This is a genomic window from Flavobacterium sp. Arc3 (assembly GCF_041431375.1).
Lineage (GTDB): Bacteria > Bacteroidota > Bacteroidia > Flavobacteriales > Flavobacteriaceae > Flavobacterium.
In genome coordinates this window covers 72,350-96,632 of record NZ_JASMRI010000009.1, presented here as the reverse complement: position 1 = coordinate 96,632, position 24,283 = coordinate 72,350, and the positions used below count along the sequence as shown (strand labels likewise).

Annotated in this window: 23 protein-coding genes; 3 read left to right on the top strand and 20 right to left on the bottom strand. The window is 33.3% G+C overall.

Annotated features, from left to right (window positions below; translation table 11 throughout):
- Positions 1 to 12: 12 nt before the first annotated feature.
- The 4 genes from QO200_RS08415 to QO200_RS08400 are packed head-to-tail and all read right to left on the bottom strand — an operon-like array spanning position 13 to position 4,645.
- Complete coding sequence (locus QO200_RS08415) at positions 13 to 1,599, bottom strand: MDR family MFS transporter (protein WP_371538647.1); 1,587 nt, start codon at positions 1,597 to 1,599, stop codon at positions 13 to 15.
- A gap of 1 nt (position 1,600) precedes the next feature.
- Entirely contained in the window at positions 1,601 to 2,680 is a 1,080-nt protein-coding gene (locus QO200_RS08410; RefSeq protein ID WP_371538646.1) for an HlyD family secretion protein, read from the bottom strand.
- An 11-nt stretch (positions 2,681 to 2,691) separates the two neighbouring features.
- Positions 2,692 to 4,023, bottom strand: a complete 1,332-nt coding sequence (locus QO200_RS08405; protein WP_371538644.1) for a TolC family protein — start codon at positions 4,021 to 4,023, stop codon at positions 2,692 to 2,694.
- Positions 4,013 to 4,645 (bottom strand): TetR/AcrR family transcriptional regulator, encoded by a 633-nt coding sequence (locus QO200_RS08400; protein WP_371538643.1) that lies wholly within the window; start codon positions 4,643 to 4,645, stop codon positions 4,013 to 4,015. The genes QO200_RS08405 and QO200_RS08400 overlap by 11 nt, the downstream gene beginning before the upstream one ends.
- A gap of 227 nt (positions 4,646 to 4,872) precedes the next feature.
- Between QO200_RS08400 and QO200_RS08395 the strand changes: the two genes are divergently transcribed.
- Positions 4,873 to 5,277 (top strand): hypothetical protein, encoded by a 405-nt coding sequence (locus tag QO200_RS08395; RefSeq protein ID WP_371538641.1) that lies wholly within the window; start codon positions 4,873 to 4,875, stop codon positions 5,275 to 5,277.
- A gap of 181 nt (positions 5,278 to 5,458) precedes the next feature.
- Positions 5,459 to 6,025 carry a DUF4494 domain-containing protein gene (locus tag QO200_RS08390; RefSeq protein WP_371538640.1) on the top strand — a complete coding sequence of 189 codons (567 nt, stop codon included), beginning with the start codon at positions 5,459 to 5,461 and terminating at the stop codon, positions 6,023 to 6,025.
- 200 nt (positions 6,026 to 6,225) lie between these two features.
- Here QO200_RS08390 and QO200_RS08385 read toward each other — a convergent pair whose 3' ends face one another.
- The 4 genes from QO200_RS08385 to QO200_RS08370 all read right to left on the bottom strand — a co-directional run bounded on the left by QO200_RS08385 (position 6,226) and on the right by QO200_RS08370 (position 9,817).
- Positions 6,226 to 7,122 (bottom strand): metalloprotease, encoded by an 897-nt coding sequence (locus tag QO200_RS08385; protein ID WP_371538639.1) that lies wholly within the window; start codon positions 7,120 to 7,122, stop codon positions 6,226 to 6,228.
- Between the two features lie 1,022 nt (positions 7,123 to 8,144).
- Positions 8,145 to 8,378 (bottom strand): hypothetical protein, encoded by a 234-nt coding sequence (locus QO200_RS08380; RefSeq protein ID WP_371538637.1) that lies wholly within the window; start codon positions 8,376 to 8,378, stop codon positions 8,145 to 8,147.
- Between the two features lie 226 nt (positions 8,379 to 8,604).
- The gene (locus QO200_RS08375) at positions 8,605 to 9,096 is read right to left on the bottom strand and encodes a hypothetical protein (RefSeq protein ID WP_371538636.1); all 492 of its coding nucleotides are present in this window, start codon (positions 9,094 to 9,096) and stop codon (positions 8,605 to 8,607) included.
- A gap of 286 nt (positions 9,097 to 9,382) precedes the next feature.
- A complete protein-coding gene (locus tag QO200_RS08370) occupies positions 9,383 to 9,817 on the bottom strand; it encodes a hypothetical protein (RefSeq protein WP_371538634.1) in 435 nt (144 codons plus the stop codon).
- Between the two features lie 793 nt (positions 9,818 to 10,610).
- Between QO200_RS08370 and QO200_RS08365 the strand changes: the two genes are divergently transcribed.
- Positions 10,611 to 11,486, top strand: a complete 876-nt coding sequence (locus QO200_RS08365; protein WP_371538632.1) for an EamA family transporter — start codon at positions 10,611 to 10,613, stop codon at positions 11,484 to 11,486.
- A 99-nt stretch (positions 11,487 to 11,585) separates the two neighbouring features.
- On the opposite strand, the gene QO200_RS08360 is transcribed toward QO200_RS08365, so the two are convergent.
- From QO200_RS08360 to QO200_RS08305, 12 genes are all read right to left on the bottom strand, one after another.
- A complete protein-coding gene (locus QO200_RS08360; protein ID WP_371538631.1) occupies positions 11,586 to 12,137 on the bottom strand; it encodes a peptide-methionine (S)-S-oxide reductase in 552 nt (183 codons plus the stop codon).
- A 165-nt stretch (positions 12,138 to 12,302) separates the two neighbouring features.
- Positions 12,303 to 13,376, bottom strand: a complete 1,074-nt coding sequence (locus QO200_RS08355) for a serine hydrolase domain-containing protein (RefSeq protein ID WP_371538630.1) — start codon at positions 13,374 to 13,376, stop codon at positions 12,303 to 12,305.
- Between the two features lie 175 nt (positions 13,377 to 13,551).
- Positions 13,552 to 14,388, bottom strand: a complete 837-nt coding sequence (locus QO200_RS08350) for a carboxypeptidase-like regulatory domain-containing protein (RefSeq protein WP_371538629.1) — start codon at positions 14,386 to 14,388, stop codon at positions 13,552 to 13,554.
- Positions 14,389 to 15,207: 819 nt separating this feature from the next.
- A complete protein-coding gene (locus tag QO200_RS08345) occupies positions 15,208 to 15,660 on the bottom strand; it encodes a DUF1569 domain-containing protein (RefSeq protein WP_371538628.1) in 453 nt (150 codons plus the stop codon).
- Positions 15,661 to 16,811: 1,151 nt separating this feature from the next.
- A complete protein-coding gene (trpA, locus tag QO200_RS08340; RefSeq protein WP_371538627.1) occupies positions 16,812 to 17,573 on the bottom strand; it encodes a tryptophan synthase subunit alpha in 762 nt (253 codons plus the stop codon).
- 53 nt (positions 17,574 to 17,626) lie between these two features.
- Entirely contained in the window at positions 17,627 to 17,947 is a 321-nt protein-coding gene (locus QO200_RS08335; RefSeq protein ID WP_371538626.1) for a gamma-glutamylcyclotransferase family protein, read from the bottom strand.
- Positions 17,948 to 18,154: 207 nt separating this feature from the next.
- The gene (gene trpB / locus QO200_RS08330) at positions 18,155 to 19,336 is read right to left on the bottom strand and encodes a tryptophan synthase subunit beta (RefSeq protein WP_371538624.1); all 1,182 of its coding nucleotides are present in this window, start codon (positions 19,334 to 19,336) and stop codon (positions 18,155 to 18,157) included.
- Between the two features lie 18 nt (positions 19,337 to 19,354).
- Positions 19,355 to 20,035, bottom strand: a complete 681-nt coding sequence (locus QO200_RS08325; protein WP_371538622.1) for a phosphoribosylanthranilate isomerase — start codon at positions 20,033 to 20,035, stop codon at positions 19,355 to 19,357.
- Between the two features lie 122 nt (positions 20,036 to 20,157).
- Positions 20,158 to 20,943, bottom strand: coding sequence for an indole-3-glycerol phosphate synthase TrpC (gene trpC, locus QO200_RS08320; protein ID WP_371538621.1), 786 nt, complete (start codon positions 20,941 to 20,943; stop codon positions 20,158 to 20,160).
- 85 nt (positions 20,944 to 21,028) lie between these two features.
- Entirely contained in the window at positions 21,029 to 22,021 is a 993-nt protein-coding gene (gene trpD, locus QO200_RS08315; protein WP_371538619.1) for an anthranilate phosphoribosyltransferase, read from the bottom strand.
- Positions 22,022 to 22,133: 112 nt separating this feature from the next.
- Positions 22,134 to 22,700, bottom strand: coding sequence for an aminodeoxychorismate/anthranilate synthase component II (locus tag QO200_RS08310; protein ID WP_371538617.1), 567 nt, complete (start codon positions 22,698 to 22,700; stop codon positions 22,134 to 22,136).
- Positions 22,701 to 22,785: 85 nt separating this feature from the next.
- On the bottom strand, positions 22,786 to 24,186 hold the full coding sequence (locus QO200_RS08305; RefSeq protein ID WP_371538615.1) for an anthranilate synthase component I family protein: 1,401 nt from the start codon (positions 24,184 to 24,186) through the stop codon (positions 22,786 to 22,788).
- Positions 24,187 to 24,283 lie beyond the last annotated feature (97 nt).

Sequence of the window (24,283 nt, the reverse complement as noted above, 5' to 3'; positions counted from 1 at the left end):
TAATCTATTTTTTTAATGCATTGCATCGGCCGGATTGATTTTGTTTTTACCTTTTTTGATTAAAAACACAATTGGGATACAGCATAAAAACATAATTCCTAAGTAACTAAAGATGTCCATGTAAGACAACACCGTACTTTGTTTCATCACCGAATAATCAATGGCTTGGTAGGCTTTCTTTAAGGCTTCATTTGTTGTAAAACCTTTAGCCATAAAACCTTGTTGCAGTAAGTGAACGCGTTCTTGAACTTGAAACTTACTAGCATCTAAGTGAGCTACTAGATTTACACGGTGTTCTTGACTGAAACGGGTAATAAATGTGGTGATAATTGCAATACCAAATGAGCCTCCTAATTGTCTCATCATTCCAGTAAAAGCAGCACCTTCACCAATATTTTTACCAGATAAAGTAGATAAAGACAAGGTCGTTATAGGTACAAAAAGTAATCCTAAACCAACACCTCTTAAAATCAATGACCAATACAAATGTTCCACTCCAGTATCTGGCGTCATGGCGCTACGCATCATATAAGTGAATATAAAAAACACTAAAAATCCAGCACCAACCATATATCCTTGAGGAACGCCACGCTGAATTAATTTACCAATGATAGGCATCATAAAAGCGGTAGTAATAGATCCCGGAATTAAGAGTAATCCTGCATCAGTAGCGGTCCATCCTAAAACGGACTGCGTGTAGATGGGGATAATTAGCGTAGAACCGTAAAGTCCGAACCCTAATATAAAACTCATCAAAGTACCAATCCTTAAATTCCCATCTTTTAAAACACTTAGATTAACAATAGGATATTTATAGGTTAATTGCCTCCAAATAAATAAAATAAATCCAAAAAGTGAGGTAGCAGAAAGCGTTACAATCAGTTTGTTGTTAAACCAGTCATCTTGTTGACCATGCTCTAGAACAAATTGCAATGAGCCAATAAAAGTGGCCAGTAAAATAATTCCCCACCAGTCAACCTGATTAGATTTTAATTTCTCACCATATTTAGGACTTTTTACAAAACTTAATGTTAAAAGCGTAGCGATAATCCCTAAAGGAATATTGATGTAAAAAATGTAAGGCCATGAGAAATTATCAACTAGATATCCTCCTAATGGCGGTCCTAATGTAGGTCCTACAATTACACCCATTCCGTAAATTGCTTGTGCCATTCCACGTTTTGCAATAGGATAACTCTCTGTAATAATTGTTTGTGCAGTTACTAACAGCGCTCCACCCCCTAAACCTTGAATAAACCTAAAAGCTACTAGTTCCCATATATTAGTTGCATTTCCACATAAAAAGGAAGCGACAGTAAATATTATGATGGAAACAGCAAAATAATTACGTCTACCAAATTGTTGTGACAACCAGCTCGTCATTGGAATCACAATTACATTTGCAATAGCGTAGGCAGTAATTACCCAAGCAACATCTGTAAGTGTAGCACCAAGACTTCCTCTCATATTCGTTAGCGCAACATTGACAATAGTGGTATCTACAATTTCAAGCAAAGCACAAAGTACTGCTGTTACCGTAATAATAACCCTTCTAAAGCCATATTCTACTAAATCGTCTTCTCCTTGTCCTTGTACCATTTTATTTTATATGTACATCAACATCCACGTTCATACCTGGACGCAATAGTTTTATTTTTTCGATATCATTATCAGTGTCAATGCTTATTTTAACAGGTAAACGTTGAATTGTTTTTACAAAGTTACCAGTTGCATTATCAGGAGGTAAAATAGAGAAACGAGATCCAGTAGCGGGAGAAAATGAAGTAAGGGTACCTTTGAAATCATAATCAGGATAAGCATCCACTTTGATTGTTACTTTTTGACCCGTAACCATTTTGTTCAATTGCGTTTCTTTAAAATTAGCAACTACCCAAGCCTCATTGTTATTGATGATGTAAAAAAGAGATTGCCCTGGTTGAACTAATTGTCCTGGTTGAATATCAATTTTAGATACCTGACCGTCAATTGCAGCAGTAATTACTGTGTAGGTTAAGTTCAATTGTGCTGTTTCTAGCATTGCTTGTGCTCTTTTAATATTTGCAGCAGCAACATCTGTTTGTTTGTTAGAAACATTTCCTTTTGCTTTAATAACTGATGTTTGAAAAGAGCTAGCTTTTTCTTGTTGTTGTAAAATACGCACTTGGCTCTCTGCTTCTTGTTTTGTTGCTAAAGCTTGTTCATACTGTTGCTTAGTAATGGTGTGGCTTTTATATAAGTTTTCGTAACGAGCAAAATCACTTGTTGCTCGACCTAATCTAATTTTTGCAGTTTCGATATTTCCAGCAGCAGATTTTACATTTGCATCAGATACAGATACCGAAGCTAAAATACTTCCTGAATCAGCTTTTGAAACTTCAAAATTTCCTTCGGCTGCAGCCAATGATGCTGTTGCTTCGTCAATTTTTAATTGGTAATCTTTCTTATCAATAGTAAATAAAGTATCTCCTTTTTTTACAAAATCGTTGTCTTTAATAAAAACTTTTGATACATAACCAGAAACTCTAGGAATAATAGGGTTCATGTTTTTTTCAATCTGAGCATCATCAGTAGTTTCGTGAGAAAGTGAGTGAATATATTTATATGAACCATAAATAACACCTATTAACACTAATGAAGTAATTATTATGATAAACTTGGTATTGGTTTTTTTCTTTTCCATTTTAATGCTGATTATATTTTTGAAAGATTGAAGGTTTGGTTTAATTGTCCACTTACAGAAAGTAGTTCGTAATATTTTTGAATAACATTTGCCTTAGATAAAGTCTTATTGATTTTTGACTCTAATTGATCAACATCTGCTTCTAATAAATCATTGGTGTCAGATAATCCATTATCGTATTTATCTTTTATGATTCGGTAGTTTTCTGATGCTTGTTCAACGGCTTGGTTGTAAACAATATCTTGTTTTAAAGCTAAATCATAATCTTCTATTGCTTTTTGAACCTGAACTTTGATTTGGTCCGTTAACAATGCTTCGTGATTTTTAACCTCTAATGATTTGCTTTCGGCAATTTTTACTGTTGTACCGTTTTTAAGAATACCACTTAAGTCATAAGAAACGCCAACACCTATGTTCATAGCATTTTGAACTGTAATTACATTTTTAAGGTCTAAAGCAGTGTAACCACCTATGATTGCAATCGAAGGATAATAACCACTTTTAGCTACTTTTATGTAATCTAAACTAGCTTGTTGTTGTAAACGAACAGCTTCTAAATCTTTACGATTCTCAAATGCACTAACGTCAGACGTAGGAATGTTGTTCATTTCAAAGTTAGCAAAGTCACTTTCATTAACGGTTAATTTTGTACTAGGATCCATTTTTAAAAGGTTCACTAATTCGAAGTTAATCACGTTTAAATTACTTTTTGCATTATCTAATGACAATTGCACTTTAGAAGCTTGTAATTGTGATTTAAGTAAATCATTACGCGGAATAATTCCGTTTTTTTCTAAAGCTAAAAAATCAGTAACACGTTGTTCAGCACTTTTTTGATTTTCTTTTAAAAGCTCAACCGTTTTTTCTGCTTTATAAAGAGTAGCATAGTAATTCACTACTTGCATCGCTATATCTTCCTTAGTTTGCAGTGCATTTGCACTTTCGGCTTCATATAAATGATTATATGCCTTGATGTTGTTTTGAATTTTAAAACCAGCAAATAATGGCAAACTTGCATTCACTTGACCTAACAATAATTGGTTAGGAGCAGGAGTAGCTGTATCAGTACTGCTTGCATCCTTATTAAGTTTAAAATCCACCGAAGCATTCGTTAAATATTGGTACTGTCCTGAAATTTTAAAATCGGGATAGCTACTGTTTTTAACGGATTGTAACTCCTGTTTTTTAGTTTCTACTTTAGTATTGGCCAGTGAAACTTGGTTACTTTTCTCCCAAGCTAAATGAATGGCTTCATCTAATGTTAAACTTGTTTTCTCTTGTGCTTGTACTGAGGAAATCCCAATGAAGAAAATTCCAAAAAGCATGAATTGACTAACTTTCATATATAAGAAGTGCTTTGATTGTTTGTTGAATGTGTTTTGTCAGATTGGTTAATATGTAATTGTTGTATAATTCTTCGGTTGTAAGGTTTAATATTTCAACGAAATATTCTTTATTCATATGAAAATGAAAAAAAGTACCTAAAATTGTAGGGGTAATTAATTGAATTGAAACCTCTTTATTAAAAACGCCTTCTGCTTGACCTTGCTTAATAATTATTTCTAATGATTTAAGATTACTTTTCTTTAAATCATTAAAAGCCTTGACGTTTAAATCCCGCTTTTTAGTGGCAACTTCAAAATGTAATATTCTATAAATACCTTTGTTAGCATTTATCTGATGAATGTAAATTTCTATCAGTTTATTAACCTTGTCAATAGGTTGGCCATTTTCTGTCAGTAAATTATCAATTAATAATTTTAAATTTGACGTCCTAAATAGTACCAGTGATTCTAATAGGCGTTCTTTTGATCCAAAATAATACGACACCATAGCAATATTAATCTTTGCTATCTTTGCTATCGTTCTAATTGAAGTACCATCAAATCCTTTCTCAGCAAATAGCGATTCCGCTACTTGGAGAATATGAATTTGTTTTTCGTTAAAATCAGGAATTCCAGACATAGGTGTTTATTATGTTGCAAAATTAAACAACCGTTTAAATTAAACGCTTGTTTAATTTTTATTTAACATAATATTAACAAGAGTATTATCTGTTTTCTTTCGGATATGATAGAGAGCTTTATTCAGGTATGGAACTTTAAATCGTGTGAGAAAATAATTATGACATTTCTATTTTACCTGTAGGTTTTTAATATATTAGCGGTAGTTATTAGTAATCAAAATTAATTATGGAAAAGACGATATTTAACAATACGACTTATTATTGGACTGTAATCACGATTTTTATTTTTCTATTAGCCAACAATTTATATGTAGCAATAGTTGGTTTTAATTTAATGGTTTTACTACCCTTACTGATTTTGTCTACTTTGCTTTTTTTAACTATGACCAAGAATAAATTTGCAAAAAATGGAATTAAAATTTGGGCGATGATTTTTTTAATTATCGCATCGGGATTACAATTTTTCGGTCAATTTCTTAAAGATATTGCTGATGGATTTGAAAACATCGATTTTGGGTACTACATTAAAACGGGTCTTTCTGTGTGTTTAGGCGTAGTCATTTATATCTATGCGAATAAAACAATTGATATTGTAAATATCGATATTGATGTAGAAGAAGCGGGTCACTAAACTTTAAACCTGTCCTTAAATAGCAATCTAAACTAAGGTTGTGATGGAGTATATGTCAATTAGCTAAAGCACTGACAATAATAGTTTTATATTCAGTATCTAAAATTGTGAATATCTATTTTATGAATACTCTATTTTTTTTCCTTTAAAATCTATCTTTGACATCCTAAAAAATAAAGAGATGAGCACAACTTGGTACGAATGCAAGGTAAAATATAGAAAAACTGATGAAACTGGAGGACAAAAGATTACGAATGAACCTTATTTAGTAGATGCTTTATCTTATACTGAAGCCGAAAGTAGAATTAATGAAGAAATGTCAGCTTATATCAGTGAAGAATTTAAAATCACCAATATAAAAGTGGCTAATTATGCAGAGATTCATCCTTTTGAAAATTGTGATCGCTGGTTTAAATCAAAAATTTCTTTATTGGCTTATGACGAAGAAAGTGGTAAAGAACGCAAAACTAATATGTATTTTTTAGTACAGGCAAACGATGTAAAAGAGGCTTTTGATAATACAATGGGAATCATGCAAAGCACCATGGGTGAATATAGTATTCCAGCTGTTTCAGAATCTCCTATTATGGATGTATTTCCATATTTCTCTGGAGAAGAAGAAGATTTAGAAAAAATAGAAAAGTTTAATGCACTTAAAGCGTCTAGACCTGAAGTTGCAACGGAAGCTGAAGATACCATGGAATTTGCTGTTCAAGAAGAAAAGGTAGAAGAAGAAGAAGTTTCTTAAGAATCGTAATCTATATATTTTAAAAAAACGACAATTAAATAAAGCATTTAATTGTCGTTTTTTAGTTTATGAGAAGTAAAGATGTGCATTTCAGTGATTATACCATATAAAAAGAGAGAACGGCTACGTTCTCTCTTTTGTATTTTTACTTTAATAAAAGGACGTTTAAAATAGTTCTTTTTAAAGTTTATGAAATGAAATTAGTCTTGAAGTTTTGTAAATTCTTCGGCAGAAATTTCACCTGATTTAATTTTTTGTAATTCACTCATTTTAGACTTGATAAAAGCATCAATTTTTGGATTGATTCGTTCAGGAGTTGTCGTACGGTAAGATCCTGTTAATACGTTGTTGTAATAGTAAAAGAAATTATAATCAAAGTCGCTAGCCGATAATGCATAATCTCCTAAATACCATCCTAAACGTGCTGCAGATCGTCTTTGTGAAGGTGTACCGTGGTGTCCAGGACTTGTAGTGTTATTGTCTCCAATAGCATAAGCAAATTCAAATCCTGGTCCAGCTTGTTCCCATGTAGCGTTATAGCCTGTAGGTCTTTTCATGTAATAACCGGCAAAACCATCAGCTTCTAATTCATTAGGTCTTGCTGTCGCTTCTGGCTTTGATGGTAAATTATAAGTGTATTGCAATTGATGACCAAATTCATGAGCCAAAATCATTGCTGGTACAATTTGACCTTTGTTAAGCGCAGCGACATATATTGCTTCTCCAAAATAAATTTTCTTAGGATTAGAGTATGAAATCGCATTGTAAGTAGAGCTTGGATTAGAGTTGTCATGAACCATTTTAAGGGTTACAGCACTTTGACCAAAAACGCTTGCAATTTTATTGTTTTGCGCATAGATAAAGTTGGTTTGAGTGGTGTTAATCATCGTGGAGTTCAAGAAGGCTGTTGAACTCCAGTTACCATCTACGTAACTACATTGAGCATTAAAATCGGTGATTTGTAAATCAGTCGCTTCTAAAGCAGATGCTGATTCAGTGATTGTTGTTTCATCGTTGCTTGAACAAGCGGCTAATAGCGATAATGATGCTACGGTACAGAAAATAGTGGTGATTCTGTTGAATTTTGTTTTTTTCATTATGAATAATTTGGGGTTTAATTAATGTTGTAAACATAGTGAAAAATACCATATTCTTAAGAAAATAGGCTTTTATTAGATAATAATATTAGTTATCGTTTAATAAAATGGTTATTATTTATTTTGTATATCTATTAAATCGATAGGTTTGATGCGGGTTCAGGCTGTTTTTTGTAAAAAAAATTGTAATAAAAAAAAATAAAAAAAAATGTTTTTTAAGCTTGTTTTTTACCTAAAAACGAAGAATCGAGCTATTTAAAAGTAATTATATACTTGTTAAAATTTATTATTTAGGTAGTTAATCTGTTTTTTATGCAGTTTACCTAAAAAAAATATCTAAAATGGCCTTTTTGTAGTCAAAAAAAATGGATTAGTATTATTGAGGGAAGTAGCGGTATATGAAATAGGGTTTAGTTCTCTTTTTTTGGTGTATTGTAACGATGAAATCACTTCGTGCTAAACGAAATAATGCGCATGATTGTTACCGTCTTTTTTTTCGAAATAGAGCTTGTTGAAGAATTTACCAAATAGGGATTATTTCCTTCAGTTGGTTTTTGTAAAGTGGGAGTTCATTTTGGAATTGTATGCTGTTTTTATTTTTCACTATAAACACTCCGTTTTTTTTTTTTGACTTTCCTTTTAAGAATGCTTTGATAAAAAATTAAGAGACTTTAGAGATGGAAATTTACAAAATCAAAAAATAAGCAAAGTCTGAAGACTTTTCGCAGCTTATAAGAGGAAAATATTTTTTAGAAGTACTCTTTGCGGAACTTGATTAGTTCTTCATGGCGCTTACGAACCGTTGTCAACGGTTCTCGGCTTTGAGATGGTTGGAAATTTGTAACCGCTGAACTAAACTTACCGAAAACCAGCGATTGCGTAAATGCGCGGTTAGCTTGCAGTACTTAGGATAATAATTCTTGCAATTTATTGAACCGTAATTTAGTCTTTGCACCAATAAAATTATAGTCAATAATTAAATAAATAGTTTGTTTATTGTAAAGAGTTAACCTTAAAGATTGCTAGAATAATCCAAAGTTTTTTGACAATGAAGCATTATAGTTTTCATCAAATCCTAAATACAATTGACCTAAATCGTCAAGTGGAATTTCTATTTCATCATTACCAATAATTTTAATTGAATTTTCAGTAAGAAAAATTTCTCCATAATGGCAATGAGAAGGTTTTACGCCAGAAAAGTGAAAAGCAAAATCATTAATATTGTTTCGATTTTGTATTTCAAAATCAAAACACAAAGTACATTTCCTGATAAAATTGTTTCCATTTAATTTATCAATTGCCCATCTCGGTTTTAGTATGGCGGCTACGTTTCTCGGCTTTGCAAGGTTGCGAGCTTCGTAACCGATTATTTTCTGTTAAAGCTAAAACTTCTTGCGAAACGCAAAACGTGAACTTACAACAAAATTCACAATTGCGTGAAAAGGCTGTTAGGCGTTCGGTTTGTTTTCGTTTAATTAATTTCTACTTATAATATTCATCCTGTATTTTTCTAAACTCTTTTTTTGAAAATCTATATTTCGAATTTGAATATGGACTTAATTCATTAATCATAAAATCTCTGACAGGTTCACTTCTAAGCAAGTCGTAATAATGTCCTTTAACTAAATCATTGTCATTTTTGTGTCGAGTAAGTATGTTTCTAATATTTCTATATTCTCTTTCGACTAAAGTTTTAAAAGCGATACAGCGTAACAAAGGAACTTCACATTCTGTAATTTCTAATAATTCGTTTTCAGTTAGATTGTTGCGGAAAATTTCATATTCTTTGTTTTGTTTTCCACTTCGATTAATTTCAATATTGGTAAGCCTAAAATTCCAAATTATTTTTTTAACTCTTTCATTTTTTGTTATTTCTTTTAAAAGTATAGTTGGCTGAAAAATTTTATCTTTTTCTTCTTTTTCCGCACAGTTAAAAAGTAAAAAAAACACTAAAATTAATATTATTCTTTTCATTATTAATTATTTATGTTGAAATGAAAAAAAGTGTTTTTCTCGATTCTGGTAAAGTGACGCCTGACGTTATGCCACTTTGAGATGGCAGGAAGTTCGTAACCGCTCAATTTTCGGCTTAACAAAAACTTGATGCGAAACGGTAATTCCACTAAATTCGAGCTAGCTCAAATGGCGGTTAGCAATATGTTTTGACCCCTATAAAACAAGAGAGTTGTTCTAAATTTCGATTATTAATTATGCGGTTAATTTTTTCATTAAAATTGGATGTTCATCCTTATTCCATTTTTCAATTTGTAGAGAATTCACTGCTTTCAATTCCGCTATTTTGTCTAATTATTTTCAGAAGTTTTTCCAAATCACTAATTTCGATATTATTTATTTCAAATATTTTGTTGCGTCCTGATTTCTGAATTATTATTAAATTATTTTTGTCTAATTCTAATTTTTGGACATCAGTAAATTTAATCGATTCCGCAATTATTCTGTTTATTTTTAGATTCATCCCGATTTTATTCCATTCGACATAATTTTTATACCAAAACATTTTACTGTAGTATATAGCTTGGGAAAGAAAACCAATTGAAGCTAAAATTTTATTAGTTTTTTTATATTCAAAGTCAATAATTTCAAAACTACCGATAATGATAAAAACCAATGAAATTAACATTAAAATTGATGTCCAGTTTTTAAATGGTAATTGATTGAAGTGTATTTTTTTCATTTTTTTTTAGTTAATATTATTGCTAACTCTTATATAGGTCTGATAAAATCAGACCTATTACCCCAATTTAGGGCGGATAGGTCTGACTAGAGTCAGACTTTATCCAATGTCAAATATATACTATTTATCTTATAAATAGTCAAAAATCTTTATATTGCTGAGCACTTCGTTCCGCGTGAAGGATGGCAGTGGAAATCCTTTTACCAAGCGAAGCAAAATAAAAGATTGCAACGGACAGCTTGACCTGCAGCGGCAAAGAGGAATGATGAAGCAGGCTGCAGGGGAGTTCTCTAAAGTGCTGCGCAAAGTCTCCTGACTTTGCGTAATTTTTGTAATTTGATTTAAGTGGAAACGATATAAAGTCTCCTGACTTTTAGAGGTTTTATATTGGAATGGTTTTGTAAAGTAAAAGCAACAATACATAGTTTTAAAGTCTGAAGAATTAATTGTGATTGTATCTTAGAAGTTGATTTTTAAAAGAGCTAAAAGTCAGGAGACTTAGCGCAGCTAGGTGTAGTACTACAATTAGTTATTTGGTCAAAATGTGACTTATTAACCATAGAGCAATGTACTTATTAGTACCTTCAAAAAAAACTTTATTTGTTGTAGTCATTTGAAACTTTGTCATTTTTTTTATTTGTTCTATCATCACATTCAATAGAGACTCTTTTTTTAGCGCTTTGTTAATTGTAGCTAAAGTATTAATTAAAGTTCATTGTCTTTATTTAGATAATTTTATACATTCGTTTTTTTAAGTAAAGAATTTTTGTCTTAAGTGATGTATGATTAATTTATGAGGTATTTATTTGGCGTTACTATTATCTGGGCTTTTTCGTTTAGCTTAATTGGTGTATATCTTTCTGGGTATGTTGATGCATGGTTTTTAGTATTGATGCGTATAGGTATCGCTACAATGATATTTTTGCCTTTTTTAAGGCTGAAGGGAATTAAAGCAGAAACAATTTTCAGACTTATCGCAGTTGGTTCGGTTCAATTAGGTTTGATGTATTGTTTTTACTTTCAGTCGTTTAGATTTCTTACTGTGCCTGAAGTGTTACTTTTTAGTGTATTGACACCAATTTACATTACTTTATTAAATGACATTTTAAGTAAGCGATTTCATAAAAGACATCTACTTACTGCTTTAATAGCTGTTTTAGGAGCTGCTTATATTCAATATTCAAGCATTAGTGAAAATGTGTTTTTAGGTTTTTTGATCACGCAAGGTGCTAACCTTTGCTTTGCTGTTGGTCAAGTTGCTTACAAGTATTTATTAAAATCTACACCTGAATTAGAAAGTACACCTAAGCATACTATTTTTGGATTGTTCTTTATTGGTGCGTTTTTAGTAGCACTAATTGCTTTTTCCATTCTTGGCTCAACAGAAAAGATGCCAACTACATCAGTGCAGTGGGGAATAATAATATACCTAGGTGCTGTGGCTTCAGGTGCAGGTTATTTTTTTTGGAACAAAGGTGTTACTAAGGTAAATACAGGCTCATTAGCGATTATGAATAATGCATTAATTCCAGTAGGATTAATTGTCAACCTTGTTATATGGAATAAAGAGGCAGATATTAAGAAGATTTTAATTGGTGGTAGTCTTATTTTCGCTTCTCTTGCGCTTAATGAATACGTAAATAAAAGAAATACATATAAGAATAGCTAAGTTCTTGTTAATTAAGAATAGAATGACTGCTAAAGATTGGCTTTTCTATTCTTAGTTTAAATTACAGTCTTGACGAAATTCTAGCCACCTATCTAAATATTAGTTGCTATTTTTTTTATACTTATACAGTAAGTCTAAAGGAATGTGGCAATAAGAGTAGTCATTTGGGTGTAAGGTTAATCTATCTTGATGTTCTGCGTCACTTGGGATAAAATTTGTTAAAGGAAGCACTTCAATAGCTATCTCTTTTATTGTTTTATTTTTATGATTTAGTGTCTGTTCTACTTTCTTAATGCAATTTTTTGCCTTTAGCAAGTGATTTTGATTATCGCAGTAGACACCTGTGCGATATTTTTCTCCTATATCGTTTCCTTGTTGGTTGATACTATAAGGGTCAATGATTTCTAAAAAGTAATGAATTAAATCTTCAATTGAAACAACCTTAGAGTCAAAGGTTGTTTTGACACATTCTGCGTAACCATCATAGGCTGTTTTAGTGGATTTCGTGAAGCCATTAGCTCTGCCGGCTTGGGTCTCAAGTACGCCAGGTAGGTATTTTAAGAACTCTTGTACGCCCCAAAGGCAGCCTCCTGCAATATATATCGTTTCCATTGATACTATTTGTTCAATTAATTGTTCTTTTTTTGTCATTTTTAATTCTGAGTAACGTTTTTTTTAATGTTATGAAAATCAGTTTTTTGTTTATTGGTTTTCAAATTATTCAAATTTTTCCGTAAAAAACGTTACCTTAAAGTAATCATTTTTTTTGGAGAAGAGAGGAATTGCTGCTAACGTCAGTCTGTAAAAAAACTGCCGTTATTTTTTCTCCGCTAAATATAAATTCGCAATTTCTTTTATAAAATTTTCAGGACGAGAACCCACTAAATTTGTCAAAATCACAACTGAAATATTATCTTTTGGATAAATGTATAAAGCATTTCTACTACCACCAAGCGAAGCAATTACAGGAATTTTTTCGCTTGAAGAGGAATAAAAACCAATCGAACTCTGATTCAGAAAACCGTTTTCTTGATATATTTCTCCATTATCTAATCGGATTGGAGTCCAAAGCGTATTTAGATTTTCGGCATTAATTAATTGATTACTTTGTAATGCGATTACCCATTGTGCCATTTCAGTTGCCGTTGAATAGATTCCACCGGCTGGATACAAATTTGAAGGTATCGGTTGATACACATTGGTTAGAATATTATTTCTAAAATAAGAATAGGGCTTTGCGGAGTGCTTAATTATGTTGTAAAAATCGCCTATCCCAGCTTTGATGGAATTCTTCATTCCCGCTTTTTTATACTGGTTTTCAGTAATGAATTTTTCAAATGACTGTCCACTTATTTTTTCAATAAGCATTCCAAGCAGCAGATAATTCGCTTGACTGTCTCTAAATTCTTTATCAGGTTTAAAAATAAGAGGCAATTCTTTTATTTTTTGTAATAAAGTTTCACTATTTTCAGATAACAAATTTCCTTGTGAGTCCCAAATTTCAGGAAGCCCCGATTTATGAGTCACTATTTGTTTTACTGTAATATTTTGCCAAGTTTTAGGGAGCTTATCCAAATATTTTGAAATAGGTTCGTCAAGATTTAATTTACCATTTTCTACTAATTGCATAATAGCTACTCCTGTAAATGATTTAGTAATAGAATTAATGCTAAAAATAGTTTGGCTATCAACTGCAATCGAATCTTCAACTGATGCTAGTCCGTAATGACTTGTTTTAACAATCACATTATCTTTAATTACTGCTAATTGCAAACCAACAATTCTATTTTTTTGCATTATGTTTTTTATTACATCATCAACTTTGTCGACTTGTGAATAAGTAAAATTACTTAATGCAAAAAAGGTAAGTAAAAACGTTATTTTTTTCATGTTTTTTTATTTGTTAAATTCTTGACTCTGTGGTGCAATTACTGCCAACGTTATGCCACTTTGAGATGGCTGGAAATTCGTAACCTTTCATTTTTTGGCTTAACGAAAACTTGATGCGGAACGGTAATTCCACTAAATCACATACTATATCAAAACGGCGGTTATCTGTCGTTTTTTATTTCTCTATCATTACATCAACATTTATTGATGGTTCTCCTCCTGAATATTTTTTCCATTCTCCAAAATAATTTCTGTAATAAGTATCTTTTGAAAATGCAAAAATATTTCCACCAAAAGAAAGTTTTCCTTTAAAGTCTTCTGCAATTCTTACTAAGATAAAAAAATCTTTATCTGTCCAAATATTTTTATCAGATATATCTATAGACAATTTCTTGTTTTTTAAGTCATCTTCGGTAACCGTCAATTTTAAAGTTTCATTAACTAAAGATTGAGAATCATCAGGGAAACCATTTTTTTCATTTTGTATGTCAAAAATAAATGTTGCAGTTTTTTTAAATTTGAAATCAACAATATTAATATTTATGTTCTTTATCTTGAGTTTCTTTTTGTTTTTAATTTTTATGGCGTGTTCTATAAAAATATCGTCTGGGTCATTTGAATCAATTCCGAAATATGCTTTTTTGGTATTTGAAGTTCCTAAATTCTTATAGACATGTTTTTTGGGATTGATTATTACTGTTTCAAGATTAATAATTTTTTTCTTTAAATAATAAGTATGATTTTGAGATTTGATAAATTCAGCAATTGAAACTTTAAAAGGTTCATATTCATTAGCTATTACTTTGAAAGTTTCGGTTTTATCAATGTTAGTTAAGTCAATAGTGTAATGTCCATTACTGTCTGTTACACCGCCAATTTCTTTGTTTTCAACTCCGATTCTTGCCTCAGAAATGGGATTGTTATTTTCATCCAAAATTTTTCCTGAAAGTTTTTGAGCGTGAAAACTAATTGTAATTAAAATAAATAGTAATGTAAATTTAATTTTTTTCATTTATGACGATTTTTTTTAAAATGACAGATAACGTTTTAGTTTAGCCCCTTTAAGATGGCTGGAAATTCGTAACCTTTCAATTTTCGGCTTAACGAAAACTTGATGCGAAACGGTAATTCCACTAAATTCCAGCTATATCAAAATGGCTGTATGTGCCTTGCATGCACTTCCAATTCCTTCAAAAGTAGGAATTTTATCTATAGGGTGCAAGTCCCTATTCGGCAAGTTGTTGTATTATATTGAGCTGATTAGCACTTGACAAGCTGGTTTGGAGTGATCGATGCAGTGAAGATTATAGCGAAGCAATACCTTCCTTAATTTTTGTCTGTACCGAGGAACACAAAGCGCATAAGAGGCTAGCTGAATTGGGTAAGCATGCACAGCAATGCACAGCCTAAAGACAACAGGTTTAGTTAGTAGATGCGTCGGGGATAGACGGAAAGAGGAAGTGCTTACCGAGGGAGGTCTTCACAACCACGAGTTGGTTAAGTGAAGAAGTCAGCAGAAGTCATAGTACTTGGGGTAACGAGTTGCGAATAGATACCACATAGGGCTCACAAACAAGGAAGGACTGAACGTTATTCTCTGTAAAATCATAATAAGAAAGATATTCTTAGTTTATTTATAAAGTCGCAGATAGCCTAATTGGTGTAAATAGCAATTAGTTTATGAATAACGAACTGCCGTATACGAGACCCGTACGTACGGTGGTGTGAGAGGCTCACTCCGTCAGTTACTGGCGGAGCCGTCTACTCGATTGTGCGTTCGGTTTTATTTTCCATTTATATTTGGTCAATTATGTTTTAATTCCATTTTTTTTTAAACTCCAAATTGTCGTAAATGATGGTCAAAATGTTTCCATTGTACAATTGCCCATTCTTCTGGAGTTAAGTGACCAAAAAATGAATGAGGTTTGGTCGTACATTTTGATATTCCACCTTTTTGAAATTGATTAAGTAATTTAACGCATCTTAACTTTTCAATTTCAAAATCTCGTAAATCTGTAAATATATACGTTTTATGTGTTCTTGAGTTTTTAGAAAATTGTATTTCACGGATATATCTCGCTTTAAAAAATTTTCCAATTATTGTTCCAATAAATAGTCTTTTAGGAGAATTAACACCTAATGATGTTTCAAGAAATGCATTTAAATGAGATAACATTTGTTCAACATTCATTATTCCCCAAAGGTTTTCAGAACTTGAAGATAATTTTTCAATTCTTGATAAAATTTCTATAACATCGGATTTATTATGTAAATTATTTCTCATTTATTGATTAGGTTTCTATCAGTTTCAAACTGACGCACAACGTCAGTCTGTGAAAAAACCGCCGTTATGTTCTTTCAAATATAATGTATATTTTGAATATTAAAGCAAGAAAAGTTGTATATTTAATGATGCAACACGTCACAGGAATTCCTCGCAATCAGCTATTTTTTTCTAGTTTAGAAGACACTATTTTACCGTAAAACACCTTTGTACCTCTAGACCAGCAGGAAGAGAAATCGATCGGAGCGAGTACGCGCAAGGCGTTGAAGAAAATAACAAACGCTATCAGGAAAATCCACAGTTATACCGAACATGACAATAGATAAACGAACATATATTCGGCACTATAAAAAGACAATGGGGTTATAATCACACTAATTTAACGGGACTCGAAAAAGTAAATGGGGAACACAGTTTAATTATTCTGGTATACAACATAAAATGCTCGGTCAATATACTGGGCGTGGCTGATTTAATTGCCAAACTCAAAAAATGGAACTCACCCTGCAAAGCAACAGCTTGTTTTGTCTGTATAACGAACTATTTTAGGCTTAACGAAATCATGATGCGAAACGGTAATTCCACTAAATCACATACTATATCAAAACGGCGGTTGTGCGTTCGTACTTTTTCACAGTTTGGATTTAAACTTAATTTTATTTAGCAGTTTTAAAATTGCTGAAAATTATTGCCAATAATAACATTCCAATTCCAATTCCAAAAAATAAACCTTCTGTCAAATCAGGTAATTCTACAAAATGAGATTAGATTTGTGAAACTGCAATTTCGAACATTCCAATTGACATTAGAATTAGTGATTTTCTTTTTTTTATTTTCTTCTTTTAAGAATTAATATTTAAAGGTTAATAATTAGTATCAAAATTTTATTACTTGGTACAAGTAGTTGTTGTATTCTCCCGAGTCTTGCAGTATGACGCACAACTAGTATATACTAGCCATAAAATAACTACAATCCACCCAATTTAGGTTGGCTTTGTGCCATAATAGTAGCTGTTATTTATTTTACTAATATATAAATAAAATAGTATAAATTATCAAATAGACTTTTTATTACGTTTGATAAAAAAGTCAAAAAAAAACGGCGTCTAAATTACTTAAACACCGCTTGTTTTATATAGAAAGGATATTCCTTATCGAATCGCTTTTACAAATTCTTCGATTTTTCCAGTTCCATTTTCGGTTAGGTACTGGATAAAAGCACTGCCTATAATAGCGCCTTTGGCAAATTGTGTGGCTTGATTAAAAGTTTCTTTGTTATTGATTCCAAAACCAATGACTTGTGGGTTTTTTAGGTTCATGTCGGCAATACGTTTGAAATAAGCTTCTTGTGTACTTCCAAATCCAGATTGTGATCCCGTTACACTGGCTGAACTGACCATATAAATAAACCCATCAGACACGCTGTCGATAAAAGCAATGCGCTCATCAGAAGTTTGCGGTGTAATTAGGAGTACGTTAATTAGTCCGTATTTCTCAAAAGTATCTTTGTACTCATCGGCATAGACATCAACTGGAAGGTCAGGAATGATTAGGCCATCAATACCGATTTCAGCACATTTATTACAGAAATTTTCCACGCCGTATTGTAACATTGGGTTGAAATATCCCATGATTATTAAAGGAATAGCAACTGATTTCCGAATGTCTTTTAGTTGGTCAAACAACATTTGAGTATTCATTCCGTTATGCAACGCCTGAGTGGAACTGGCTTGTATTGTAGGTCCATCGGCTAAGGGATCAGAAAACGGCAATCCGATTTCGATCATATCTACGCCATTTTTTTCCAAATCCTGAATGATTTGTACGGTATCATCTAAGTTAGGATATCCAGCAGAAAAGTAGATGGAGAGTATCTTTTTGTCTGCCTGTAATTTTTGATTTATTCTGTTCATTTTTATTGTTTTATCAGATTGTGAATCTGTTTTGCAGCCTGTTTTTGATTGTTTTATACTTTGGCGCTATAAGCCCATACCATTTGTTTGGATTGCAATGGGACTTGGATTCGGGTATAAGAGTTTCCTTCGTAAGTGTCAGAAAGCGATAGTTCTTCTAGTGTTAGTTCGTACACTATTCCATGAATAGCATCTTCATTATCTTCGGAAGGAACAATAATTGGGTAGGTTTCTATTCCGAATTCTTCTTCAATTTCAATTTGTTTTACCGCATATCCCGATAGTTTTTCTGGAACCCCTTTTAGAATTCTTCCAAAAACAGTTTTTTGTACTTCTTCTTCTCGTAATGAACCGTAGGCAAATAAATTTTCCATTTTTTTCTATTTATAATTTATTTTTAAATCTGATCTTCTTAAGTGGATTGCGTTAGGGATGGCAGCGGCATCTCCCGATTTAGAAAAACAAGGCAATTGCCGTAGTTTTTGTTAATCGGGAATATAGCGAACAGCCCGCCCGCTTGCCCTGAAACTTTTTTCAGGGTACGCGGGAACGCCCTGAAAATGATTCAGGAGCAACCCATTTTACAATTTAAAGTAGTCAATATACGTATTTAAATCTTTGTCGCCACGTCCAGACAAATTAATCACGACAATATCCTCTGGTTTGAATTTCATTTCGTCGAGAACGGCAAAGGCATGAGCGCTTTCAATTGCCGGAATAAGTCCTTCCATTTTAGAAAGTTTTAATCCCCATTGCATTGCTTGTTCATCAGTAATCGAGATAAACTGTGCTCTTCCCGTTGCGTAAAGATTAGCGTGCATAGGGCCAACGCCTGGGTAATCCAATCCTGCCGAAATGGAATACGGTTCGGTAATTTGGCCATCTGTAGATTGCATCAATAAGGTCTTGCTACCGTGAATCACACCTACTTTTCCTAATACGGAGGTAGCTGCACTTTCTCCAGAATCTACTCCTAGACCTGCCGCTTCGACAGCGATGATCTTTACGTCTTCATCATCCAGAAAATGGTAATAGGTACCGGCAGCATTGCTTCCGCCACCAACGCAGGCAATGACATAATCAGGTTTTTCTGTTCCTTCTTTTTCCAGTAATTGTGTTTTTATTTCTTGAGAGATGACACTTTGAAAACGAGCTACCATATCCGGATATGGATGCGGTCCTACCACAGAACCAATGATGTAATAGGTGTCTACTGGATTGTTGATCCAGTCGCGAATAGCTTCGTTTGTCGCGTCTTTTAAGGTTTTTGATCCTGAAAGTGCCGGACGCACTTCGGCACCTAGCATTTTCATACGCGCTACATTTGGCGCCTGACGCGCGATGTCAATTTCGCCCATATAGACGATGCACTGCAATCCCATTAAAGCACAGACAGTTGCTGTCGCAACACCATGTTGACCTGCACCAGTTTCGGCAATAATACGTGTTTTACCCAAACGTTTGGCAAGTAAAATTTGGCCAATTGTATTGTTGATTTTATGCGCTCCAGTGTGACATAAATCTTCTCTTTTAAGGTATACTTTTGTATTGTATTCTTCAGATAAGCGTTCTGCAAAATATAGAGGAGTAGGACGTCCTACATAATCTTTTAAAAGTGCATCAAACTCTGCTTGAAAGCTTGGTTCTGCAGTGATTTTTAAATATTGTTGGCGTAATTCTTCAACATTTGGATATAACATTTCAGGAATGTAGGCTCCTCCAAATTCGCCGTAATAGCCTTTTTCGTTTACGTGGTATGACATTATTTTTTTGTTTAAGGTTTAAAGTTTAAAGTTTCGTTGAAGCTCTGTCACTAATTTTATGTTTTTTAATCCCGGCGCTGTTTCAAATTTACTGTTTACATCAATAGCATAAACGGGTAAATTCATTTTTAATATTTGTTTAACGGCCTCCAATTCTTCCAATCCTATGCCTCCACTAAGAAAAAAGGGTTTTGTCGAAGGGTAATTTTCCAATACTTTCCAATCGAAAGTAGTTCCGTTTCCTCCGGGTAATTTTCCTTTAGTATCAAAAAGGAAATAATCGCAAAGGGATTCAAACGGTTCTAAAGTGCTAAAGTCAAATTCATCTTGTATAGAAAACACCTTGATGATTTGGATGTCTTTTGGCAGTTGGTTGCGCAATGTTTCACAATAACTAGCTGATTCTTTTCCGTGCAACTGAACGGCCTGTAAATCGTGTTTTGCGACTTTTTCGGTAATAATGGCCGCTGTTTCATTGACAAAAACGCCAACTTTTTTAATCGATTTTGGCAGTTCAGGAATCAGACCATTAAAATACCGAGCCGATTTTTCCCAAAAGATAAAACCCATATAATCGGGTAGGAGTGATCCTACTTCGAGTATGTTATCGGGGTATTTCATGCCGCAGATTTTTATCCCCACCCCAGCCCTCCCCGGAGGTGAGGGAGACGTTGTGTTATCTTTGTTTGGGTTTTTCATTGTGTTGTATTTAACCGCTAAGTTCACTAAGCTTTGCTTAATTTTATTCTCTACTCTCTACTCTCTACTCTTTGCTCTTTCTTCTTACATCTTTCTCACAAAAGGAACGTTCCCCTGCCGAGTTAGGGGGTTAGTTTCCTAATAAATTCGGTTGCTGCTTTTCCGGCATTTTGCGTTTTCATGAAGTTTTCGCCTATTAGAAAACCTTTGTAGCCAAACGGTTTTAATTCTGTTATCGCTTCAATAGATGAAATACCACTTTCCGATATTTTTACAAATTCGTCCGGTATTTGTGCCGCTAATTGTTTGCTGAAATCCAAGCTTACTTCAAAAGTTTTTAAGTTTCGATTGTTGACTCCAATCATGTCCAAAGTAGGCATAATTGATTTTTCTAATTCTTCCTGATTGTGTACTTCTAATAATACTTCTAGTCCCAAACTCTTTGCAAATTCTGATAAAGATTTTATCTCATCTCTAGTTAATACCGCCGCTATTAGCAAAATTAAATCGGCTCCGTAGGCTTTGGCTTCAAGGATTTGGTATTCGTCTACAATAAATTCTTTTCGCAACAATGGAATCGCTACCGAGGCTCTCGCTAAAAGTAAATCATCTAAAGAACCACCAAAATATTTCCCGTCCGTTAATACCGAAATTCCACATGCACCCGCATTTTCATATCCTTTTACCACTTCTTCCACCGTGAAACTATAATTTATCTCCGCTTTTGAAGGAGAACGTCGTTTGTGTTCGGCAATAATTCCAGAAGTACTATTTTGTAAATTATCACTTAATGAAATAGTCTTTTTCGAAAAAAAAACGGAGGCTTCTAATTGAGAAACTGGAATGATTGATTTTTTGAGAATGACTTCTCTTCTTTTATCAACTATTATTTTATCTAAAATGTTCATTTTTAATTTATTTAAAGTTTTCTTTGTTTAAGGTTTAAAGTTGCTGAACGTTCCACCAACTTTAACCATTAAACTTTAAACTATTTTATTTACTCAATTCCTGTAAAGTCGTTAATGCTTTCAATCCTTTTCCAGACAGTAAGCTTTCCTTTGCTAATTGAAACCCCTCCAACGGCGTACATTTTGTTACTGTTGCAATTGCCAGTCCAGCATTGGCACAAACCACATTGTTTTGGGCTTCCGTACCATTTCCAGAAATAATGTCCGTAAACATTTGTGCTGATTCTTCAATTGTTTTTCCGCCTTCGATTTCACTTTGTGCTAAGAGACTAACACCAAAATCCTCTGGGTTTAGGATTCCTTCCATCGAACTAGTGATAATCTTTGTGGGGCCGGTCAGTGAAACTTCATCATAGCCATCCAATGAATGTAGAATGGTTACATTCACATCGGTATTTTGATATAGGTAAGAATATATTCGAGCTAGTTCCAAATTAAAAACCCCTACTAATTGATTCTTTGGGAATGATGGGTTTACCATAGGCCCCAGCATATTAAAAAAGGTTTTCACTGCCAGTTCTTTTCGGATTGGACCAACGTTTTTCATGGCAGGGTGAAATAGAGGGGCGTGTAAAACACAAATCCCTGCTTTGTCAATACTTCGTTCTAAGAAATCGGCATCATTACTGAACTTGATGCCAAGTTTCTCCATCACATTACTGGAACCAGAAATAGACGAAACTCCGTAATTACCATGTTTAGCAACTTTTACTCCTGCTCCAGCAGCTATAAAAGAGGCAAGGGTCGAAATGTTAAAAGTATCTTTTCCATCACCACCTGTTCCACATAAATCGATTGTGTTATAATCTGATAGATCAACGCGGATACACAAATCTAATAAGGCTTCCCTAAAACCTGAAAGTTCCTCGATACTAATGCTACGCATCATAAATACCGTAAGAAATGCGGAGATTTGACTTGGATTATAACTTCCGTTGGAAATATTAACCAAAACCTCTTTTGCTTCCACTGCGGTAAGCGTTTCATGATTGATCAATCTGTTTAATATATTTTTCATTTTGATTTTATTGTTTAAAGTTTGAGGTTTAAAGTTTTATTGCTTGACCTCAAAACTGTAATCTAAGTATCTGTTTTGGCTCCTCTTCCTTCGGAGGGGTCGGGGGGAGGATTTAACTATTTACCCAGTTTTCTAATATTTTTTTTCCGTTTGGCGTCAACACGCTTTCTGGGTGAAATTGTACCCCACGGATATCAAAGGTTTTGTGACGCAACGACATTACCTGACCATTTTCATCAAAGGAAGTCGCTTCAAGCATTTCTGGTAAAGTCGCATCGACAACCCAAGAGTGGTAGCGTCCCACTTCAAACTCACTTCCGAGCCCTTCGAATAAAAGTTCATCATTAACTGATGTTTTTACTATTGTGGCAACCCCGTGATATACTTTATCTAAATTTGATAATGTCCCTCCAAAGACTTCACCTATTGCTTGCTGTCCTAGGCAAACGCCAAGAATACTTTTGGTAGGTCCATATTTGCGAATTACATCTTTTAATAATCCCGCTTCATCAGGAACTCCAGGACCAGGAGAAAGCAATATTTTATCAAATGCTGCAATCTCATCGATATCAAATTCATCGTTTCTGTACACTGTCACTTCACACTCTAAATCTTCCAAATAATGGACTAGATTGTAAGTAAAACTATCGTAATTATCTATAACTAATACTTTTTTCATTTTGTCTTTTTGTTTAAAGTTTAAAGTTTAAAGTTTCAGGTTCTGCCAATTGATACTAAATCACTAAAAACGGACCACTTATTTTTTATATTGTTTCGGCTAAATCCAGCGCTTTATTTAGGGCAAGGAGTTTATTGTATACTTCTTGCATTTCGCTTTCTTCGTCTGAACTGGCTACAATTCCAGCTCCTGCCTGAGAGTGTAGTTGGTGATTTTTGCTCAGGAAAGTTCGAATCATAATAGCATGGTTAAAGTTTCCTTCAAAATCCATAAAGCCTATTGCACCACCATAAAAATTACGATTTGTTTTTTCATATTCTTCGATGAGTTGCATTGCTCTATGTTTAGGAGCTCCGCTTAATGTTCCAGCTGGAAAAGTATCGGCGACCACTTGCATTGTAGTAGCTTTATCATGTAAATGGCCAATTACTTTGGAAACCAAATGGATCACATGCGAGAAAAACTGCACTTCTCTGTATTTTTCAACTTTTACATCATGACCATTTCTACTTAAATCATTTCGAGCTAAATCGACTAACATTACGTGCTCGCTGTTTTCTTTTTTGTCTTCGGATAGTTGTTTGGCCAGTATCGCGTCTTTTTCATCATTACCTGTGCGCTTGAAGGTTCCAGCGATAGGGTGGATTTCAGCTTTACGGTCTTTGACAATAATTTGCGCTTCGGGCGAAGAACCAAATATTTTGAAATCCCCGTAATCAAAAAAGAATAAATAGGGGGAAGGGTTAATGCTTCGCAACGCTCTGTATACATTGAACTCGTCTCCTTTGAAACCTTGAGTAAATCTTCTGGACAGAACCAATTGAAACACATCTCCACGGAAACAATGCTTTTTGGCCAAAGCCACATTATGTTTGAATTCTTCGTCAGTCAAATTTGAAAAACCTTCACCTTCTTTTGAAAATTTATAGGAAGCAATATTTCTGGATTGCAATAATTGCTCGATTTCAGAAATGTTGTTTTTTCCGTCTAAACTATGGCAAAAGATATAGGCTTGATTTTTAAAATGATTGATGGCTATAATATTTTGGTATACCGCATAATACACATCTGGTATCGAAATACTATTGTCTTTTTTAGCGATGTTTACTTTTTCAAAATAACGAACGGCATCATAGGAAATGTATCCAAACAAACCATTATTGATAAATTTAAAGTCGTTTTTCTCTGATTTAAACTGTCCTGAAAACTCTTGGATTACTTCAGGAATATTCGTGTTGGCATCGATAGCTATTTTTTCTTCAGTACCGTCAGGGAAGGTTTTATAAATCGTTTCATTTTCTATTTTTATAGAAGCAATCGGATTGCAACAAATGTAAGAGAAACTGTTGTCACTACCATGGTAATCACTGCTCTCTAGAAGGAGGCTATTTGGGAATTTGTCGCGAATTTTGAAATACACACTAACAGGAGTTATGGTATCAGCGAGTATTTGTTTGTATTTTGTGTTGAGTATAAAAGGTTTCAATTTTTTTTAAATTTTAAGGTTTAAAGTTTTGAGTGATGTTGAAAATAAATAAGCATAAAAAAAAGGCTTGTCGTGATGACAAGCCTTTTATATTTAT

Coding starts and splice junctions, on each gene's coding strand:
- QO200_RS08415 (WP_371538647.1), bottom strand. CDS start 1,599: ATGGTACAAGGACAAGGAGAAGACGATTTAGTAGAATATGGCTTTAGA.
- QO200_RS08410 (WP_371538646.1), bottom strand. CDS start 2,680: ATGGAAAAGAAAAAAACCAATACCAAGTTTATCATAATAATTACTTCA.
- QO200_RS08405 (WP_371538644.1), bottom strand. CDS start 4,023: ATGAAAGTTAGTCAATTCATGCTTTTTGGAATTTTCTTCATTGGGATT.
- QO200_RS08400 (WP_371538643.1), bottom strand. CDS start 4,645: ATGTCTGGAATTCCTGATTTTAACGAAAAACAAATTCATATTCTCCAA.
- QO200_RS08395 (WP_371538641.1), top strand. CDS start 4,873: ATGGAAAAGACGATATTTAACAATACGACTTATTATTGGACTGTAATC.
- QO200_RS08390 (WP_371538640.1), top strand. CDS start 5,459: ATGAGCACAACTTGGTACGAATGCAAGGTAAAATATAGAAAAACTGAT.
- QO200_RS08385 (WP_371538639.1), bottom strand. CDS start 7,122: ATGAAAAAAACAAAATTCAACAGAATCACCACTATTTTCTGTACCGTA.
- QO200_RS08375 (WP_371538636.1), bottom strand. CDS start 9,096: ATGAAAAGAATAATATTAATTTTAGTGTTTTTTTTACTTTTTAACTGT.
- QO200_RS08370 (WP_371538634.1), bottom strand. CDS start 9,817: ATGAAAAAAATACACTTCAATCAATTACCATTTAAAAACTGGACATCA.
- QO200_RS08365 (WP_371538632.1), top strand. CDS start 10,611: ATGAGGTATTTATTTGGCGTTACTATTATCTGGGCTTTTTCGTTTAGC.
- QO200_RS08360 (WP_371538631.1), bottom strand. CDS start 12,137: ATGACAAAAAAAGAACAATTAATTGAACAAATAGTATCAATGGAAACG.
- QO200_RS08355 (WP_371538630.1), bottom strand. CDS start 13,376: ATGAAAAAAATAACGTTTTTACTTACCTTTTTTGCATTAAGTAATTTT.
- QO200_RS08350 (WP_371538629.1), bottom strand. CDS start 14,388: ATGAAAAAAATTAAATTTACATTACTATTTATTTTAATTACAATTAGT.
- QO200_RS08345 (WP_371538628.1), bottom strand. CDS start 15,660: ATGAGAAATAATTTACATAATAAATCCGATGTTATAGAAATTTTATCA.
- trpA (WP_371538627.1), bottom strand. CDS start 17,573: ATGAACAGAATAAATCAAAAATTACAGGCAGACAAAAAGATACTCTCC.
- QO200_RS08335 (WP_371538626.1), bottom strand. CDS start 17,947: ATGGAAAATTTATTTGCCTACGGTTCATTACGAGAAGAAGAAGTACAA.
- trpB (WP_371538624.1), bottom strand. CDS start 19,336: ATGTCATACCACGTAAACGAAAAAGGCTATTACGGCGAATTTGGAGGA.
- QO200_RS08325 (WP_371538622.1), bottom strand. CDS start 20,035: ATGAAAAACCCAAACAAAGATAACACAACGTCTCCCTCACCTCCGGGG.
- trpC (WP_371538621.1), bottom strand. CDS start 20,943: ATGAACATTTTAGATAAAATAATAGTTGATAAAAGAAGAGAAGTCATT.
- trpD (WP_371538619.1), bottom strand. CDS start 22,021: ATGAAAAATATATTAAACAGATTGATCAATCATGAAACGCTTACCGCA.
- QO200_RS08310 (WP_371538617.1), bottom strand. CDS start 22,700: ATGAAAAAAGTATTAGTTATAGATAATTACGATAGTTTTACTTACAAT.